The sequence below is a fragment of the Bdellovibrionales bacterium genome, assembly GCA_018266295.1.
Classification (GTDB): Bacteria; Bdellovibrionota; Bdellovibrionia; order Bdellovibrionales; family Bdellovibrionaceae; genus JACMRP01.
The window spans coordinates 102,083-120,632 of record JAFEAQ010000010.1 but is presented as its reverse complement, the minus strand read 5'-3'; the positions used below and the strand labels follow the sequence as shown (position 1 = coordinate 120,632).

Here is an 18,550-nt window from a genome sequence, read left to right as displayed (position 1 = left end):
GACCCTCTCTCAAACGCAATACTGACGTCCTAGCGGGCATCGTATTTCACTATATATTAGGGTCAATTTGGCCTGCTCCTTTGTGATAAAACACAGGCTCGTTGGAGGATTTTATTTCGTTTCTATGACGGGGACTTCTCGGCTGACAAAGACAGCAATTTATTCCGAGTTCGGAGCTGGTTTTACGGCTAAACCAGGAAGGGACAGCGAGGCCTTATGAAAAATGTCACCGGCGCCCTAGGGTGGATCTTTGCAACTCTATTTATCTCTGATGGAGCTGTGGCGGCGCCATCTAATTTTGAATTTCAAGACAATCGTATCATCATCCAAGTCATGATTAACGGCCAGGGGCCTTTTCATATGATGTTTGATACAGGAGCGACGAACATCCTCTCTAATGAATTGGCTAAAGCCCTGAGGCTTCGCCAGTATGATCGCTTTTCTGTCAGTGGCGGAGGTGAAAATGCGCTCTCTGCCTCTTATTGTGACGTGCAAAGTTTAGAAATCACCGATCACGTTTTAGAAGGCTCTCGATTTATCTGTATGGACATAGCAGACATGCAAAAAGCCATAGGCTTTCCACGTCTCGATGGGCTTATTGGCTATGAAGTCTTCAGTCAGTTTTTGACTGAGATAAATTTTGATAAGATGGAAATCACTTTACGAAGTTTTTCAGCGCGCCCGCAGCCGGTGAAGGGGGAGTCAGTGATCGCCCTTTCTTTTCAAGGAACCATGCCTGTGGTCGAGGCTGTCCTTGATGGAGTAGCCGGAAATTTTTGGCTGGATACAGGCGACCGGGCCTCGGCAACGCTTTCTTTGCCGTTCATTCAAAAGAATCTTTTGCGGCAGAAATACAATCCAAAATTGTCAATGATGACGGGCTATGGCCTCGGTGGCCCGATGAAGACATCGATGGTTTTTGCCGACGAGCTAACTCTCGGCGATCTTGATTTTTCCAAAATATTGATCAGACTGCCGGACATGAAGTCTAAGGGGCTTAATGATCCCGCGAGTGCGGGAACTCTCGGGATGGGGATTTTGCGGCAGTTTAATTTGGTCTTTGATTATGCCCGGAAGGAAATGGTTCTTTCTAGAAATTCGGTCTTTCAGCAGGATCGTTCTTTTGATCGCAGCGGAATGTGGATAGTCCCGGCTCAAGGGGGTTTTCTAGTGATGGATGTTTTGGAGCAAGGTCCGGCATGGAGTGCGGGGATTCGCACAGGCGATAGAATCCTTCGAGTCAATGGCGTTGAAGTTTCTAAAATCAATATTTTTCAATTACGAGTGCGACTCAAGGACCCTGAACAAAGACAGGTGGTTTTTAGTATTCAGCAGGGTGGCCAAACGAAAAGGGTCACTGTCTATCTGAGAGATCTTTTATAAGCTGTTGGAGAAATGCCAAGAACTTTTTTAAAGGCTTTATTAAATGTGGAGAGATCGCTAAAACCCAAGTCCATGGCGATGGAAAGAACCGACTTTTCGCTTTTTAATAGCCAGTGCTTTGCTAGATCGATTTTAATTTGGCTCAAATACTTTGCTGGGGACGTGCCGGCACCTTTTTTAAAAACTCGAATCAAATGAAATTTAGAAATTCCTGAATCTTTAGCGAGTTCATCTAAATCAAAAGCAGGGTTTTCGATGTTTTTATGAAGAACTTTTTTAATCCGCGGCAGAGCTGCCGGAAAATATCCCGCGTTTGATTCTTTGGTAAAGAGCTCACTCTTTGAATGTTTTTGCTGGGTCAGTGTCGTGATCAGAAGGTCTGAAGTGAAGCAATCTAAAGAAAACTTGGTTGCTTCTACAGGGGGCTCAGACAAATCCGCTAAAAGTTTAATTTTATGCGTAAGACCAGGCTCGCAAGAAACCTCGCACGGATTAAATTCGATTTCTTCCGATTTAATATTTAACGGTTCGCAGAGGTCAGAAATATAATCCGCTCCAATGACGACAGCTTTTAAAGAGGCATTGCTATTGATAAATTCTTCTGTATGCCCTTCCGGACCGTTAAACACGACCACAGAATTCGGATTCACCTTATAGCTTTTTTTATTTTGTCTGATTTGATTCACAGAATACGGAGGCACCAAAAACTCTAAACCGGGGAGTGAGCAGCGCAACTCGCCGGTGTAGTTTTTAAGCTGGACTTCCCACAGATCGATGATCCCGTGTTTTGAAGTTTTTTTAAGATGGAGTGCTTCTGCCATCGGGCCCTCTTGCTTCTAAAGTAAACATATCCTTAGCGGCCGAGTTTGTCCTTTGCTCCCTGAAAATAAGCAATTTTTTCCCAGAAAAGGGGCTCCACTTTTGGTGAATAGAGCCTGTGACTGCGTTAAACCTTTCTGGGAGAACCTATGCCGTCTAAGTTCATTGTATTTTTGGTATTCCTGGTTACAGGCTTTGCTTTTCAAGTCGGAGCAGTGACGATTCCTAATGAGTTGGGAGCACCAAGGGCCGGTGGCCTTCCCCGAGAGCAGAGCTCGGCCTACGAGATCCTTTATGGTTCCGTCCGTGTGGGGGGCGAAGTTCAGCGTGTGATTGTGACGAATCCTCCAGGAGAAGGACCAAAGCCTGCACTCTTCTTTGTTGGTGGTCTGGGGTGTTATTCTTTGGATTTTTCAGGCACTGGTCCCAAGGCTGCAGCTTATCAGCGCATTCTCGATGAGGTGACCAAGCTTGGCTATGTCACGATGAGGGTTGAGAAAACTGGAATGGGTGATAGTGTAGGAACCCCTTGCGCAAACCAGGATTTCAAACGCGAGGTTGCTGGTAATTTGGCAGGGCTCAAAGCCTTGGTATCATATCCGTTCGTGAAGCGAGATCAAGTCTATATCTTTGGCCACAGTATTGGCGGCGTGATTGCGCCTTTCTTGGCGGCGGAAGTGCCGGTGAAAGCCGTTGCCACCTTAGGAACTTTAGCGAGTGACTGGTACAGCTACGATCTGAGCAATTCTCGCAGACAATTTACCTTGTCAGGTATGAGCACCGCAGATGTGGACGCGGCTGTTTCTGAGTTGAAGATTTTTGATACCGAGTTCTATTTAAATAAAAAAACTCCCGAGCAAATCGTCGCAGAAAAACCTCAACTAGCGGGTTACTTACAAATGCCGGCTCATTGGACTTATATGCAGCAGTTAAGCGTCGCAAACCCTGCGGTAGATTGGAATCGTAGTAAAGCCTCTGTGGTGATTTTCTCGGGTAGCTCCGACTTTATCGGCTCTCAAGAGCCTGAGTTAAGGAAAATGATTCAGCAGGCGAATAAAACCAGAGGAAATCCCATTCGCCTGGTAAGTGTCGCAAACATAGATCACTTTTTTAGAGCCGCCGAATCGCAAGAGGCGAGCTTTCAAAATAAAAGTATTTTAGGACTCGCTCTCAATTTTCAAGAATCATTTCTGCCGATATTCAAGACGGAGTTCTTGGGTCTTTAGGGTTTTGTGGAGCATTTTGAATCTGAGATTTTTGGTATATTAATTGCTTTAGATATTATTTATTTAGTATTTGAAAAATTATTTTTATAAAAAGGGGTCAGAATGAAACTAAATACGTTCTTCGCAACGTTCTTTTTCGTAGTGCTTTCTTTTGTTGGTGGCAAAGCCGCTTTTGCCGGCTGTGAAGGTCAGACCATTACTTGTATCGATGGTTGCTCTGGTAGAAATATCACTGTTTATAATGCTGATACCTGCAGTTTTACCTATGATTCCGATCGTGGTTGCAACACAGGCTACGGCTACTGCAGCGGTCAGTAGTATTCTTTGCTTTAAAAAAAAGGCGATCCGGAGAGGGATCGCCTTTTTTATTTCTCGCTTTGGAAAATTACTTTTTCTTCTTCAAAGCGTCTTTGATGAATTGAGCTTCAAGCGTTGTCAGAACCACCGAGTTGATGATGCCGTCAACCGTTGTTGTTCTTTGCAGAACGTTCGCGCTTCTTCTGACGCCCATCAAGAAGGGACCGATCACCTCAACCTTGCCGATTTGCTGCAAGAGTTTGTAGCAGATATTGCTGGACTCGAGGTTCGGGAAGATTAAAATATTCGCGCCGGCATCTTTCAAGTTTGAGAACGGGAAGATTCTCTGCATGATGTCTGCGTTCACAGCAGTATCTGCCTGCATATCGCCGTCCACTGGAAGATCCGGGCGGTAAGCCGCAACAAGTTCCGCCGCTTTCTTCATTTTCGCCGGAGTGCCGCCATCGCCTGAGAAGTTCGAGTAGCTAAGCATGGCAATACGAGGAGCGACTCCGAAGTATTCAGAGATGCGTGCGGCTTGAAGTGCAATCAGGGCACATTGTTCAGCTGTCGGGTTGATGTTCACAGTGGTATCTGCAAGCAACAAGAAGCGGTCTTCGAGCAAGACGATATTTAAACCAGCAGGCACAGATTCTTTGGAGACACCGATTGTTTGTAAGATCGGACGAACAGACTCAGCATAGTGCTGAGCTGCGCCTGTGACCATGCCGTCGGCATCGCCCATTTGCACCATCATCGATGCAAAGTAGTTAGGATCAGCCATCAAGCGCTCTGCTTCACGGTAATTGACACCTTTGCGGTTGCGGCGATTGTAAAGTTCCATCGCATATGTTTTGTATTTTGCGTGAGTTGCCGGATGAATGATTTGAATGTGTTTCAATGAATCTGTGAGATCCATGTTGTGCATTTTTTCTTTAATGCGCTCAGGATAACCCAGCAAGATCGGCTCGCAGATACGCTCTTCCACCAGGGTGCGAAGAGCTTTCAAAATTTTAGTGCTGTGGCCCTCAGGGAAAACAATTTTCGGTAAAACGCCGCCATTTGCAGACACGTTCTGACGAACTTTATGAATCGCAGAGCGGATGAAAACTTTTGAAGGACCTTGAATGCCCTCAAGGCGATCGCGGTACTTGTCCCAGTCGGTGATTTGTTTTGTCGCGACCCCTGATTCCATCGCCGCTTTAGCAACAGCGGGAGCTACTACTAACAAAACACGCGGATCAAATGGTTTTGGAATCAGATACTCACGGCCAAACTTAAAGTTCTGACCGCCATAGGAATCCGACACGCGCTCAGGCACATCTTCACGCGCCAGCATCGCCAAAGCGTGAACTGCGGCGAGTTTCATCTCTTCGGTGATTTGCGTTGAGCGGGTATCCAAAGCGCCGCGGAAGATACTCGGGAAGCCGAGAACGTTATTTACCTGGTTCGGGAAATCCGAGCGGCCTGTTGCCACGATCGCGTCGGGACGGATCGCGCGGGCTTTTCCTGGTTCGATCTCTGGATCAGGATTGGCCATCGCAAAAATAATTGGGTCCTTCGCCATGTCTTTGAGCATTTCAGGAGTCAAAGCACCCGCTGCAGATAGACCGACAAACACATCCGCGCCACGAAGTGCTTCTTGCAAGTTGCGGGCTTCGGTTGAAACCGCAAAAGCTTCTTTGTACTTGTTCATACCGTTTGTGCGGCCTTTGTAAATCACGCCTGAAGTATCGCACATAATAAGGTTTTCACGGCGAACACCGAGAGAAATAAAAATATTCGAGCAGGCAATCGCCGAAGCGCCGGCGCCATTCACGACCAAACGAACATCTTCGATTTTGCGTTTGGTGATGTGCAGAGCATTTAAGAGTGCCGCTCCCGAAACAATCGCGGTTCCGTGCTGATCATCGTGGAAAACCGGAATGTTCATTTCTTTCTTCAGAGTTTCTTCAATTTCAAAGCACTCAGGCGCCTTGATGTCTTCGAGGTTGATACCACCAAATGTGGGTTCCAGTGCCTTGACCGCGGCGATCACTTCCGCAGGCGTATTGGCTTTCAACTCGATATCGAAAACGTCAATACCGGCGAATTGTTTAAAGAGAATGCCTTTTCCTTCCATCACGGGCTTTGAGGCGAGCGGGCCGATATTGCCAAGACCCAAAACCGCCGTTCCGTTAGAGACCACGGCAACGAGATTTCCTTTGCTCGTGTAGTCGTAGGCTTTCGCAGAATCTTTCGCGATCACTTTGCACGGCACTGCCACGCCCGGTGAGTAGGCGAGAGAGAGAGCTTTTTCAGTGTTGCAAGGCTTGCTTGAGGTGATTTCAATTTTTCCAGGTTTACCCTTGGCGTGATAGTCGAGGGCTTCTTGTTCCAACGTGGTCAGTGTGTGACCGTTAAGCTTTTCGCTCATTGTGACTCCTCAAAAGTCTTTTGCGAGAGGGGGTCAGTGGATTTGCTTGGCGAAATTGCTTACAAAACCAGCATCTCTCTCGATGTAAAACGATACAACAATGTACAAAGGTCTGTACGGAGGGTCAATGAATGGGCGGCCCAGCAGGCACAATGCCGCAATGAGGAAAATTCATATTTTCGGTGTTTAAAAGAGCTTGGAGGGGAGGTGAAAAATCTGTAAGATTTTAGCTACTTAAATAAATCTATCACTCGTGACACACAAGGAAGGTGTAAGAATGAGTCTACAGAAGAACCCACGGGATGTGGTCATCGTTGAGGGCGTGAGAACTCCTTTCGCCAAATCGGGAACAAAATTCAAGTCTCTTCACCCTGCGGAGCTCGGCAAAGTGGCTCTGAAAGAGTTGATCGCGAGAAGTAATCTGGATGTGAATGCCATTGATGAAGTGATTATCGGTAACACTGGAAATCCAGTCGACGCCGTGAATATTTCACGCGTGGTTGCTTTGAATGCGGGCGTGCCGCTCAAAACTTCTGCTTACACGGTTCACAGAAACTGTGCATCAGCCCTCGAGAGCATCTCGAATGGTTACGAGAAAATTAAATCAGGCACCATGGATGTTGTTGTTGCCGGCGGTGTCGAGAACATGTCGCAAATGCCGACGTTGTTGCCACCGAAAATCCAAGGTCTTTTCGATAAACTTTTCGCCGCTAAAGGTCCCGGTCAAGCATTGCCACTTTTGTGGAAACTCTTTAAGGCCGATGTGAAGCAGCTCAAAGCTCTTCTTCAAGGCAATATGCGTGATGAATACTTCCCGGTGATTTCTGTGATGCAAGGTCTGACGGATCCTTTTGTCGGCATCAACATGGGGCAGACGGCTGAGATCCTCGCAAAAGAGTGGGGTCTTTCTCGTCAAACTCAAGATGAATTTGCTTTGCGTTCACACAAGCTTGCTTCTGGAAATAAAGCAAAATTGGCCGAAGAGATTTCTCCGGTATTTTTGTCTCCGGAGTACAAAGAAGTCGTTGGCGAAGACATCGGTCCACGTGAAACCCAGACGATGGAAGCCTTGGCGAAACTAAAGCCGTTCTTTGACAAACAAACAGGAACCATTACTGCCGGGAACTCGTGCCCGATCACAGATGGTGCGGCGATGGTGCTTTTGATGTCTCGTGAAAGAGCAGAGAGCCTTGGTTACAAGCCTGCGGCAAAGATCGTCTCTTACGGCTTTGCGGGTCTTGAGCCTGAGCGCATGGGTCTTGGCCCTGCTTATGCCACGCCATTGGCTTTGAAACGTGCAAAGCTTTCACTCAAGGACATCGGTCTTGTTGAATTGAATGAAGCTTTTGCGGCGCAGGTTTTGGCCTGCGTGAAAGCTATGGATTCTGACAAATTCGCTCAGGAAAAGCTCGGCCTTTCACAAAAAGTGGGCGAGATTAACATGGACCGTTTGAATGTGAACGGCGGCGCGATTGCTCTGGGCCATCCTGTGGGTGCAACGGGCACGCGTATTGTTCTCACGCTGATGAAAGAAATGAAGCGCAGAGATGTTCAGTATGGCCTTGCTACTTTGTGTATTGGTGGCGGTCAAGGTGGATCAATGATTCTTGAGAGAGAAGGATAAGACATCATGAGTATGCAAGACAGTATCAGAATTGTTCCTCAGGGCGATATCGCAGTTGTAGAGTTGGATCTTGTCGGTGAGAAGGTGAATAAATTCTCAACTCCCGTGATGATGCGTATGAAAGAAGTCATCGCAGAGCTCGGTAAGTCCTCTTACAAGGCTGTGATCTTTGTTTCTAAAAAGAACAAGATTTTTATCGCCGGTGCCGACATCGAAGAAATTAAAAACATGACGACGAAAGAGCAATTTGAGGCGGCAGTGAACGGAGGCCAAGAGATCATGAATATGGTCGAAGACCTGCCGATGCCGACGATGGCCGCTGTCAACGGCGCCTGCATGGGTGGCGGTTGTGAGTTTATCCTTGCTTGTGATTACAGAATTGCCTCTGAAGATCCATCCACAAAGATCGGTCTTCCAGAAATTCAATTGGGCATTTTGCCGGGCTTTGGCGGTTGCGTTCGCATGCCGAAACTTTTGGGCCTGCAGGCATCTTTGGATATTATCCTTGCTGGTAAATCTGTGAATGCAAAGAAGGCCTCTAAAATCGGTCTCGTGGACCGCGTTGTTCACCAAGCGATCCTGATGGAAGAAGCGGTGAAATGGGCGAAGGACATTATTGCTAAAGGAAAAGGGAAAGCCGACAAGAAATATCACCCAAAAGGGGCGATGAATAAAGTTCTTGAAAGCTTCCTTGGCCGCGGCATCGTTTTCAAAAAAGCTAAAGAAGGCGTTTTGAAGGCAACGAATGGTCAGTATCCAGCTCCTTTGAAAGCTTTGGAAGTGATCCAAAAAACTTACGGTTGGAGCAACCGCTCTGAAGCGTTGGCGGTTGAGCGTGCTGGTTTCTGCGAATTGGCAGTGACTGACATTAGCAAAAACTTGATCCACGTTTTCTATCTCACAGAGATGGTGAAAAAATCTTCCGGTGTTCCGGGTAAAGATGTGAAGGGACGCGACGTCAAATCCATCGGTGTTTTGGGCGCAGGAACCATGGGGGGCGGTATTGCTTATGTGGCCGCTGACAAAGGTATCGATGTTCGTATGAAGGATCTTAATGCCGAAGCTCTCGGTAAAGGTTTGAAGCATGCGAGTGATTTGTGGATGAAGTTGTTAAAGCGTAAATCCATCGACAAGTATCAATATCGCCAGAAAATGGACCGCGTCACTGCGACGACAGATTATTCTGGTTTCGGCACTTTGGACGTAGTTATTGAAGCGATTGTTGAAGATATGGGTATTAAGCAGAAAGTCATCGGCGAGTGCGCGACAAAGATGCGCCCTGATGCGATCATTGCAACAAACACAAGCTCGCTCAGCGTGACTGAAATGGCGAAAGGCCATCCGCGCCCTGAGTATTTTGCCGGGATGCACTTCTTCAATCCGGTAAATAAAATGCCACTTATTGAAGTGATTCGTGGTGAAAAATCCAGCGATGAAACAGTGGCGACGATTTTCGAATTGTCGAAGAAAATGGGCAAGATGCCAGTGGTAGTTAAAGACGGACCTGGATTCTTGGTCAACCGTTTGTTGCTTCCTTATATGGCAGAAGCTGCGTTTCTTTTGCAAGAAGGCATGGAAATCAAAACAGTTGATACGGCTTACGTAAAAGAGTTCGGTATGCCGATGGGCCCGTTTGCGCTCATGGACGAAGTCGGCCTAGACGTTTGTATTAAGGTTTTGAAGATCTTTAAGAAGGCTTTCGGTGATCGCGTCGAGATGGCTCCTTGCATGGAGACTCTTGAGAAGAGCGGTCGATTGGGTAAAAAGAACGGTAAAGGCTTCTATAAGTACTCGGAAGATGGCAGCAAACGCTTGGAAGTCGACGAAACAATCTATGAAGCATTGGGTCTGAAAGCTCCAACGAGCCCGCTCAGTTCAAAAGAGTGCATTGAGCGCGGCGTCTTTGCCATGGTGAACGAGTGTTCGCGTGCTCTGATCGAAGATAAAATTGTTGAAACCCCGCATGAGGTGGATTTGGCAATGATCATGGGGACCGGATTCCCGCCGTTCCGCGGGGGCTTGCTGAAGTACGCCGACAGCATCGGTTTGACTTACATCGAGACCCAATTGGCTGAGTACGCGGTGCAGAGAAATGCCGCTAGACTCCGACCTGCAAATCCATTAAAGGACTTGGCGAAAGCAAATAAAAAGTTTTATACTTAATTTGTGCCCGGATGAATCTTGTTGTTTACTTCGGAAGAGGGAGATTGAAAAATCTCCCTTTTTTTTGCCCAAAAATCACCAGCTTAAGCCAAAATCATGAATTAATTTAAGAACGGATAAGCGTCGGGTACATCTGTGACCTTATGAAGTTTTTCGATCCCTTCATTGATCCAAGTTTGATAGTAACGAACGTTGGTGAAAACCGATTCGTAATTACAGATATCGTTATCGGCAGCTTGCGGATTTGCCGGGTCATCGGTGATTCCACGTGAAATAATTCCGATAAGAATATTTTTTTGCACAAACGCCGGGCCGCCGGAATCACCGGAGCAAATACCTTTGCCTTCAGTTTGCTTAGCGTAGAACACGTCACTTTTTTCACTCTCACGATCAGCTTTCAGAGAAGTTGTGCGCATCACGCCGACTGTCTTCGTGTTGAGTTTGCCTTCGCTCACGATTCCTGAAGTCACGCCAAAACCATAGACGTTAAAGTCCTTCGAGCGACGAATGCTTTTCTTTGTTTTCCAAGGAAGAACCGCTGGCTCAAAATAGTCGGGAGCTCCTTCGTTGAGTTGAATCAAACCGATGTCGTTGCGGATCTCTTCGGTTTTGTTAAAGCGATCGTGCTTGAGTGCTTCTTTCACAGTGCTAATTTGCACAGGGCCGTCGTGAATAGGGTTTTCACCAAAGGTAACTTGCATTGTGTCTTTCACGCCAATGCAGTGAGCAGCAGTTAAAACGAGATCGTAATCAATCAAAGTGCCAGTGCACACATAGGGCTCGCCATTTTCATATTTCCCCATGATCATGACGACAAACTCCACATGTTCATCGGAGGGGTCAACATCTTCTCCGCCGACGATCTTTGTCGATTTTTTTAAATCATGATCACTGACTTCACCTTGCAGAGGGGTTTGTTGTTCAGAACAAGCTATTAAATTTAGCATAACTAGGAGCGTAGCAAGGATGTAGCGCATAAGTACCTCAGGTGGTTCTGGTTGCCGTCGACTTTGTTATAATGCCGAAAAACGCGCGCACCGTTCAAATATTGAACAGTGGCAGGCATTTAAAGTACGCCGTGGGCACCGCTAAAACTTAAAAGCAGAGAACGTGCCAAAACCGAGTGACAGGCCGGGGGATTTTTGGATAAGGTTTTTCCATGAAAATCACCCAAGTTAGCCACCCAACTCAAGAAGCGGTCTTAGGCAAATGCCGTGAGGCCTATAAAAAATTTCTGCAAAGATCCGAGATCGGATTCCCTAAACTGCCAGAGCGCAGTGAGCTGTGGCTGAAGTCCGAGCGTCTGGGCTCGGCTAAAGCTGAAGAGTTCGAATCGTTGGTCATTGTGGGGCTGGGGGGAAGCTCTCTCGGAACGCGGGTGATTCAAGAAGTCTATCACGCGAAAAATGTGTTCTTTGTCGACAATGTCGATGCCGTTGAGTTTGAAAATCTGCTCGGTGATTTGCAAGATCTCGCGAAGGTCTGCTGGGCGTTTGTTTCTAAAAGCGGTACGACAATTGAGTCTCTGTGTGCGCTGGAAATTCTTGACCAAGTTTACAATGACAAGGGTTTAAAGCTTGCGAAAAACTCGGTGGTGATTTCAGAAACGAAAGAAAGTTCACTGACAAAGTGGGCCCGAGCCAACGGAGTTTCAGAACTTGAAATTCCTCTGGATGTCGGCGGCCGTTTCTCGGTGTTGTCAGCGGTGGGTCTGATGCCGGCGGCATTCATCGGCGCGAACTTAAATGAAATTCGTACGGGCGCCCTGAGGGCTCTGAAAGATGAAGCCGCCGTCACGGAGTTGATGGCTCAGTTTGTACAAAGCTTTGCGCGGGGTGAGTGGATTTCACTTATGTGGTCTTACAACTCGCGAATGAAAAATTTTGGCCTTTGGTTTCAGCAGCTGTGGGCTGAGTCCCTCGGAAAAGCGGTGACGCGCGAAGGCCTTCAGGCGCCTCGCGTGAGCACGCCGATGGCGGCGGTGGGGGCCTCGGATCAGCACTCGATCTTGCAGCAAGTGATGGAAGGGGCCCGCGACAAGTTTGTCTTCTTCCAGCGTTTTGGTGATTCTGAAGGTGGCACTTTGAAGGTGAAAAAAGCGCAGTTCCCTGAGACGCAGGATTTGCAGAACCGCACCATGGGGGCCCTGCTCGGGGTCGAAGCACAGTCAACCCAAGAGGCTCTTAGTCACAACGGCGTTTCGACGATGACGTTGCATTATGAAAAGCTCGATGGCGAAAGCCTTGGCTATCAGTTCATGCTCTGGGAGCTTGTGACGGCAGGCCTTGGTGAGATTCTCGGGATCAATGCCTTTGATCAGCCGGGAGTTGAGTTGGGTAAAGTGCTTGCGAAGAAAAAGCTAAAGTCTTGACATCTGAGCCCCGGAATTGTCACTGGGGCCGATAATCTCAAAATGAGACGGGCGTCCTTGCTTATACAGGCTTAGAGGGCTTAAGGGGTGGTACAACCCTTGCGATAGCTCTAGGTAGAGGCGAGGTATATATGTTCACCCAGTTGATGAAAATCATGTTGAGTGTTGTGGTGTTTGGAACCATGGTGGCGTGTTCTCAGAACACGGATCTTCGTTCTGCGCGCGCAACCGGCATTGCAACCGGGGTGACTGGCAGTGGTTCTTCGAGCTGCGGTACGACCACGCAAACAACCGGCCGTATTTACGATGGCGGCGGTACTTCTAGCTATACTTTCGAACAACGTGTGAAGGGGCTTTTGTCATCTTCCATAGATCCATCATACTTCGGCACCATCAGCGGCAGTAGCTCAAGCACCAGCACGGGTGTTTCGATGGAAGGTCATATTGCCTTTGATAGCTCAGGCAATTTGAATATCAGTCAAACAAATCTCAAGTTAACAGTGACGGACTCCTACGTTGGCCAAACAGATTCCACAGGAGCTGTTGTTCAGGCCTATCCAATCAATTTCTCATCTGCAAGCTCAGGCACTGTGAACTTGTCAGCAAAGACCTTCTCAGTCGTGTTTAAAGACAACTACGGTGAAATCACTGTCACAGGCAGCTTCTCAAGCTCAATGGCAACGGGCACTGTCAGCTACGCCAACTACCAAACAGCTGTTGCGGGCAATTATCCAAGCTCAGGCACTTTGGGCTCTTTCCAAATCTCTACGTGCTCTTTCGTTTACTAAGAGCCGATCCTAAAATTAACCAAACCCTGAATGTAAATAAAAAGGGTCCAATGCAGTCAGGGGACCCTTTTTATTTACACCCCAAAGGGGCGTTTTGAATTTGCCTTTGCTCTTTGTCAGAAGCAGCTTCGAAGTAGCTGCGGCTACATCTTCGCCGCTTCCTTCGCGATCAAAGACAAATTCAAAACGTTCAGGATTTGTTTAATTTTAGGATAGGCTCTAAATCTGCTCTCAATTTGAGCAATCCTAGAAGCTCTGCGTTTTTACTTGCCACATGACGCACAGCTTGTGATTAATCACAGTGATGCCTAAGAAGTTTTTGTTTGATTCAGACATGTTGCATTCTGTTGCGGGCGGGCGCTCAGCGATCGATACGCCAAGGCTCAATATTAAATCTCTCGAACAGGCGACATCTTTCATTCAGTGTTACGGTTTTGATTTCTCCAATCCTCAGGATGTGGAGCGCATTTGGTATTATCACCGCCGTGCTTTAGTTCTGATCACCGATAAATTGGGTTTTGAGCTGCAAGAAGTGCCGGAGCTTTTGCGTGAGCGCAAAACTTTGGGCGATATCCGTCGTTTGTTGTTGCTGGCAAGTTCCCACGAAGATTCTGAAAAACGCCTGCAGCGCTGGTCGTGTGCGATCCTTCGTTGCATGCACGTTTATGTTCATGCAGAAAATGATCTCTTCTCAAGCTTCAGTGAAGAAATTCAAAGCCAGATTCTGACGCCGTTTCAAAAGGCGATCTATCATGACGGAACCACTCACAAAGCTTATTTGAAAAGTCAGCGTGAAGACGGGCAGCAGCCGGTGGAACTCTTGGGCTTTGAGGTGAAACCGTTTAAGACTTCTTCCAGCACGGTGATTAAGCTCCTTGCGAAGCCCGATGCTTTGGCGATGAAGATTTTTGATAAACTGGGCGTGCGTTTTGTGACGCGGTCTTTGTTTGACTCTTTCCAGGTGATTCGTTTCTTGGTCGAAGAAAACATTATGAGCTTCCCGCACATCATGCCGGACCAGTCGTCGAACAACCTGTATCCGGTCGATGTGTTTTTGCAGGTTTGCGAAGAGCTCTATAAGACCGGCAAAGATTATACGGAGCTGGAGTTAAAGCAGATCTTTGAAGAACGTTTGGCAAATGTGGGCGGCGACGCTCAGCTATTCCGTAAAGAGAACTTCTTCTCGGGTGCTGATTATCGTTTTATTAAATTTATCACGCGTAAGCTGATTCATGTTCAGCCGGTCGGTGGTAAAGAATCCTTTAGTTTCTTTTACCCGTTTGAAGTCCAAATCATGGACCAGTCCGCTCATCAGGCGATTCTGTCGGGGCCTTCAGAACATGAGGCTTACAAAGAGCGCCAGCGACTGGCTGCTCGTAAGCGCCTGTTTTCAGAAAGTGGAGTATGAGATTGATCGCAAGCCTTCGTAGCATTGTAATGACCGTGGCATATCCCTTTGTGCTGATTTTCTTCTCTGTCTTAGTGATGGCGGTGAATCTGCTTTTCAATAACAAGAAATGGGACGACTACGTCGTTCAGCTTTGGGGCCGCGTTTCTTGCTGGATGTTCGGAGTAAAAATCAAAGTCATCGGTGCTGAGCATATTCCAGCGGGTGGCTGCGTATTCTTGTTTAATCACACCAGCTTCTTTGATGTGTTTGCGATGCAAGGGGCTTTGAACGGCTTTCGTTTTGGCGCAAAGATAGAGCTCTTTAAGATCCCGGTGTTTGGACTTGCGATGCGCCGGCTCGGAGCTTTGCCTATCGCCCGCCAGAAGCGCGATGAAGTGTTCAGGGTCTATGAGGCGGCCCAAGAACGTTTGCAGCGCGGAGAGCGCTTTGCGCTCGCTCCCGAGGGCACTCGTCAGGAAGAAGAAAAGCTGGGTGCTTTTAAAGCAGGACCTTTCGTATTTGCGATCAATGCGCGCGCCCCGCTGGTGCCGGTTGTGATCCGCGGCGCTGCGAAGATTTTGCCAAAGGGGCATTGGGTTCCGAACAGCGATGTGTGGACTCGTGAAATCACGATTGATGTTTTAGAACCCGTCTCAACCGAGGGTTACGACATCAAAGACCGCCCAGTCCTGCAAGAAAAAGTGCGCAACGAAATGCTCCCGTACTTCCCAGCAAACATGCACTCATCCCCGTAATTGAAAAAAACCTCGCAAGAAGGCACTGAAGGCTGGGCTCCCGCGCGGCCTCTGCGCTTACGCAGTCCCTTGCCGTATGTATGTGATCCATTCATTGAATTTCTGTAAGTACTCCTCGCGGGCTTTCTGGCCTTTGGCGGCTTGAAGGCGGTTTGCTTTGAAGTAGCCACGGAGCTGAAGTTCTTCGATGCGGGTTTTGATCACGCGAGTGAAGGCGAGGCCTTGCCAGAATTTTTCTTCAGAAGGTTTTCTATCTGTCGTTTTGGTATCTTTTGATAGCTTTAAGTTTGTTTGAGCTGAGATTTGCTGACCTGTAATCTTATATCCACGGCGAGCGTTGGTGATCTTTCTTGCGATGAGGGCTGTTACGGATCTTAGGAAGTTCTGAAAGCCCTCGCGGTATTTAAATTTAAGCTTAATGTGAAGGTGATTCCCGACGTTGACGACTTCAGCAATCTGTACGCCCCATTTTTTTGATTTGGATTTAAGGATCTCGCGGATGATTTGCTGGTTCTTTGGAGTGAGGAAGCTCCATGGGCCTTTTGCTTTTTCTGACTTAAGGGTGAGGTGAATCCATTTCTTTTCTGAAAGTGGACGGTATTCTTTTCTCTTACCTTTGGAATCAATTCCTCCATGAGTGGTTCTTCCGTACTTACGTTTTGTAGCACCAGAGTCATGATAATCAAAAAGTGGGGAGGAGGAGTTTTTCATTCACGGGCAATATAATTATTTGTTGATATGAGGTCAATGGATTTAGTGCTAAGTAAATGATTTATAAGAAGATTTAAGATTTCTACTTCTCTCTCTTCTTTCTATTTTCTTTCTCATCTCTTTTTAGTTTTATCAAAGATGATGTCAGCTTATGCGTTCTTTAAGATCACGTGAAGGATCTTGATTCTCCGTGATGTGCGATGAGACTTGCGTGCTCGCCCAGTCGCTTACTTTGCGTGGGCCATCCGTCCGTGAGACCCGAAGGGCAGCGCAGCTCACGGGGCTGACCGACCATCGTGGTCGGCCAGGTGAGGTATGCGGGGAGGCGCTGCGGTTTTTATATTGGACTTTTTCGAGGGCGCCGCTGGGATTTTTATATAAAGGTGTCTGTGCCTTTTTGGTGGCCATTACGTGAGTGCTATGGGCGGGCTACTTTACCATCATCCATTCTTGGCTGAGGATATGGGCTTGCATCTTTACTTTTTGTACACCTGTGTCTACGAGGATGCGGATGCGGGAGTTGGGGAGGGGCTCGATCTGGGCGATGCGCAGGTGGCGCGGAGCCTTGTGGATGCCGACTTGAATGCGTTCAGCAAGTTTGTCCCACTTAATGTAGGGCTCAAAGGTTTTTCCTTCATCGAAGCTTCTGTAGTTGCCAACGTACCAGATGCCGTCCGGATGAACCGCGACGGGATAGTTTTTGCCCTCAAAAAGTGGAATCTCTTTCCAAGTTTTGCCGTCTTCGGTGCGGAAAATGCCGTTTGCGGATGCAAGGCCTTTCGAAGTTTTTCCGACCAGAGCAAATGCCGAAACCTCGCGTTTCATGAGCTGCTCGGTGGTGATTTGATTGATCGATTCATTCTTAGCCGTGCTCTCGGGCTCTTCCATGCGCCACCAAACGGTGCCGTGGCCTTCCAGCGCGCTGAGCGCCCAGCGGTGAGCTTTGTTGTCGCCAATCTCAACCCGTGAACGAATCGACGGCGCGTCGTCCATCAGTTTCTGACAAGCAACGCCGCGGTTCACGTAAGGATTGAACGCAATGAATTTCTCAAGAGGAATTTTTTGATTATCCACGGTGAAAAGAAAACCGTTTTCACGATGTGAAATGCCAAGCCAACCTTTGGTTTTATTATAAGCCCACATCGCAAAATCAGCACGGCCCACAAGATTTGCAAGGTCCAGATAGCCCACGTGCCCTTGATAAGAGACTTTTAAAAAAGTTTTTTCAATACCCAGCGAAGTCAGGCGTTGCATGCGCGGCACAGTTGTAATGATCGCCGAAGAGTTCTGCGGAGTCTTCTTCAAAAAGCTGTCGGTGAGAGTGATAAAAACGCCTTCGTCTTCAACCGGGGACTCGAGCAAATGTAACGGCGCCCAACCTTGGATCTTCTGTTTGCTGTCGAGAACTTCCGCCCAATAGCTATTCGTGCGAAGGACTTTAAGTGAGGTTTTTGCACTCACCACACCGGCGGTTTTTGCGCCGTCTTGAGGCTCCTTCATGAGCTTCAGAGTTTCTTTGGTGATAAGGTTTTGCGTCACCTGCACGTCGCGAATCACGGTCTCGCCGGGAACTTCGTAGGATTTTTTATTCCAGGTCACGCGCAGCCAAGGTTCAAAATCGCGGCGGAGAATTTTGGCTTCAAGATCGTCGCGGCTTGCTTGGCCGGAGGGGAAAAGGCTTTGCTGATTGCGGTAAAATGAAACGACCGGAGTCTCGGCCGCAAAACCAATCTGTGAAATGAAAGTAAGAGTAAGAAAAAAGCCACGACGCATGCTTAATTATTGTCGCAGGACTTTGGAGGGCCTCCAAGACCAGGAAGTCGTAGCCGGACTAAGAGAGGGCTCTAGAGCGGGTGCATGCCTGTCGTCGACATTTCAACATCCACGGACATGTTCTGATTGTCAGGATCGGTGAGTTCTTTGCTGTCGGTTGTTTCGCCGACTTGGTCCAATTTACCGAGAGGAATTTTAACACTCTCATAGTAGGCGGCATCGTCGAAGTAGCGTTTGATAATGCCTTGGGCGGTCGTGAAATCATCGTCGTGAGTGACTAAATCGTCGAGGATTTGCTGGAACTTGGCGCCTTGGATCTCGCATGAGTAGTCATCGTCGTAAGAGTAATTCACATCGTCGCAATCGTAGGTGGTGCGGCGGATGGTGATTTGTGCTTTCGGTGAGCCGTAGGTGTCGTCGGCGTCTTCCGTCCACATCGCAGTTCCATTCAGGTTAAAGATCGGAGTCGTGGTGTTCGTGGTGGCATTTTTAATCGTGCCTTTGAGATTGAATTGGGACTGTTTGAAAGTGTAATTGGTGGCAGAAGCAATGCTCGAAACGGCAAACAAAGCGAAGGTCATCAAAAGAGTTTTCACGGGGCACCTCATGCTGTTGTAGCCACAGCACATCACGAAAGCGATGCCGTAGCAAGTCTTCTGCTCCCAGAGTGAGAGGGATTGCTCAAAATCAGGGCAAAAGCCGCGCCCGCGGGCAGAGCGCAGGGCCGGAGGCCCGAAGCTGAAGCAGCACCCTCACTTTGTGGTATGACTAAGTTTGACCACTCCCTTGGGTCGCGGTAGGAATGTGGGGTTCAATTTACGGCTTATTACGCTT

At 47.9% G+C, this 18,550-nt stretch carries 15 protein-coding genes; 9 read left to right on the top strand and 6 right to left on the bottom strand.

The window, feature by feature from the left end; translation table 11 throughout:
* Window positions 1-216: 216 nt before the first annotated feature.
* Window positions 217-1,383, top strand: coding sequence for an aspartyl protease family protein (locus JSU04_08320; GenBank protein ID MBS1970299.1), 1,167 nt, complete (start codon window positions 217-219; stop codon window positions 1,381-1,383).
* On the opposite strand, the gene JSU04_08315 is transcribed toward JSU04_08320, so the two are convergent.
* Window positions 1,362-2,204, bottom strand: a complete 843-nt coding sequence (locus tag JSU04_08315; protein MBS1970298.1) for a helix-turn-helix transcriptional regulator — start codon at window positions 2,202-2,204, stop codon at window positions 1,362-1,364. The two genes, JSU04_08320 and JSU04_08315, sit on opposite strands and share 22 nt — an antisense overlap.
* Window positions 2,205-2,351: 147 nt before the next feature.
* On the opposite strand from JSU04_08315, the gene JSU04_08310 reads away from it, so the two are divergent.
* Window positions 2,352-3,428, top strand: coding sequence for an alpha/beta fold hydrolase (locus JSU04_08310; GenBank protein MBS1970297.1), 1,077 nt, complete (start codon window positions 2,352-2,354; stop codon window positions 3,426-3,428).
* Between the two features lie 102 nt (window positions 3,429-3,530).
* Window positions 3,531-3,746: a hypothetical protein gene (locus JSU04_08305; GenBank protein MBS1970296.1), complete on the top strand. Its 216-nt coding sequence runs from the start codon at window positions 3,531-3,533 to the stop codon at window positions 3,744-3,746.
* Window positions 3,747-3,813: 67 nt separating this feature from the next.
* Here the strand turns inward: JSU04_08305 and JSU04_08300 are convergent, their stop codons facing one another.
* Window positions 3,814-6,141: an NADP-dependent malic enzyme gene (locus JSU04_08300; protein MBS1970295.1), complete on the bottom strand. Its 2,328-nt coding sequence runs from the start codon at window positions 6,139-6,141 to the stop codon at window positions 3,814-3,816.
* Between the two features lie 277 nt (window positions 6,142-6,418).
* Between JSU04_08300 and JSU04_08295 the strand changes: the two genes are divergently transcribed.
* Both JSU04_08295 and JSU04_08290 read left to right on the top strand, forming a co-directional pair.
* Window positions 6,419-7,765, top strand: a complete 1,347-nt coding sequence (locus JSU04_08295) for a thiolase family protein (protein MBS1970294.1) — start codon at window positions 6,419-6,421, stop codon at window positions 7,763-7,765.
* Window positions 7,766-7,771: 6 nt separating this feature from the next.
* Window positions 7,772-9,928 (top strand): enoyl-CoA hydratase/isomerase family protein, encoded by a 2,157-nt coding sequence (locus JSU04_08290; GenBank protein MBS1970293.1) that lies wholly within the window; start codon window positions 7,772-7,774, stop codon window positions 9,926-9,928.
* Between the two features lie 101 nt (window positions 9,929-10,029).
* Here JSU04_08290 and JSU04_08285 read toward each other — a convergent pair whose 3' ends face one another.
* Window positions 10,030-10,905, bottom strand: coding sequence for a S1 family peptidase (locus tag JSU04_08285; GenBank protein ID MBS1970292.1), 876 nt, complete (start codon window positions 10,903-10,905; stop codon window positions 10,030-10,032).
* A gap of 182 nt (window positions 10,906-11,087) precedes the next feature.
* Here JSU04_08285 and JSU04_08280 point away from each other — a divergent pair, with 182 nt between their 5' ends.
* From JSU04_08280 to JSU04_08265, 4 genes are all read left to right on the top strand, one after another.
* On the top strand, window positions 11,088-12,299 hold the full coding sequence (locus tag JSU04_08280; protein MBS1970291.1) for a glucose-6-phosphate isomerase: 1,212 nt from the start codon (window positions 11,088-11,090) through the stop codon (window positions 12,297-12,299).
* A 131-nt stretch (window positions 12,300-12,430) separates the two neighbouring features.
* Window positions 12,431-13,087, top strand: coding sequence for a hypothetical protein (locus JSU04_08275; GenBank protein MBS1970290.1), 657 nt, complete (start codon window positions 12,431-12,433; stop codon window positions 13,085-13,087).
* Window positions 13,088-13,391: 304 nt separating this feature from the next.
* Entirely contained in the window at window positions 13,392-14,495 is a 1,104-nt protein-coding gene (locus tag JSU04_08270) for a TIGR04552 family protein (GenBank protein ID MBS1970289.1), read from the top strand.
* Window positions 14,492-15,232, top strand: coding sequence for a 1-acyl-sn-glycerol-3-phosphate acyltransferase (locus tag JSU04_08265; protein MBS1970288.1), 741 nt, complete (start codon window positions 14,492-14,494; stop codon window positions 15,230-15,232). The genes JSU04_08270 and JSU04_08265 overlap by 4 nt, the downstream gene beginning before the upstream one ends.
* A 57-nt stretch (window positions 15,233-15,289) precedes the next feature.
* On the opposite strand, the gene JSU04_08260 is transcribed toward JSU04_08265, so the two are convergent.
* The 3 genes from JSU04_08260 to JSU04_08250 form a co-directional block, all read right to left on the bottom strand.
* Window positions 15,290-15,943 (bottom strand): hypothetical protein, encoded by a 654-nt coding sequence (locus JSU04_08260; GenBank protein ID MBS1970287.1) that lies wholly within the window; start codon window positions 15,941-15,943, stop codon window positions 15,290-15,292.
* Window positions 15,944-16,372: 429 nt separating this feature from the next.
* On the bottom strand, window positions 16,373-17,716 hold the full coding sequence (locus JSU04_08255; GenBank protein ID MBS1970286.1) for a hypothetical protein: 1,344 nt from the start codon (window positions 17,714-17,716) through the stop codon (window positions 16,373-16,375).
* Between the two features lie 71 nt (window positions 17,717-17,787).
* The gene (locus tag JSU04_08250) at window positions 17,788-18,312 is read right to left on the bottom strand and encodes a hypothetical protein (protein ID MBS1970285.1); all 525 of its coding nucleotides are present in this window, start codon (window positions 18,310-18,312) and stop codon (window positions 17,788-17,790) included.
* Window positions 18,313-18,550: the final 238 nt, after the last annotated feature.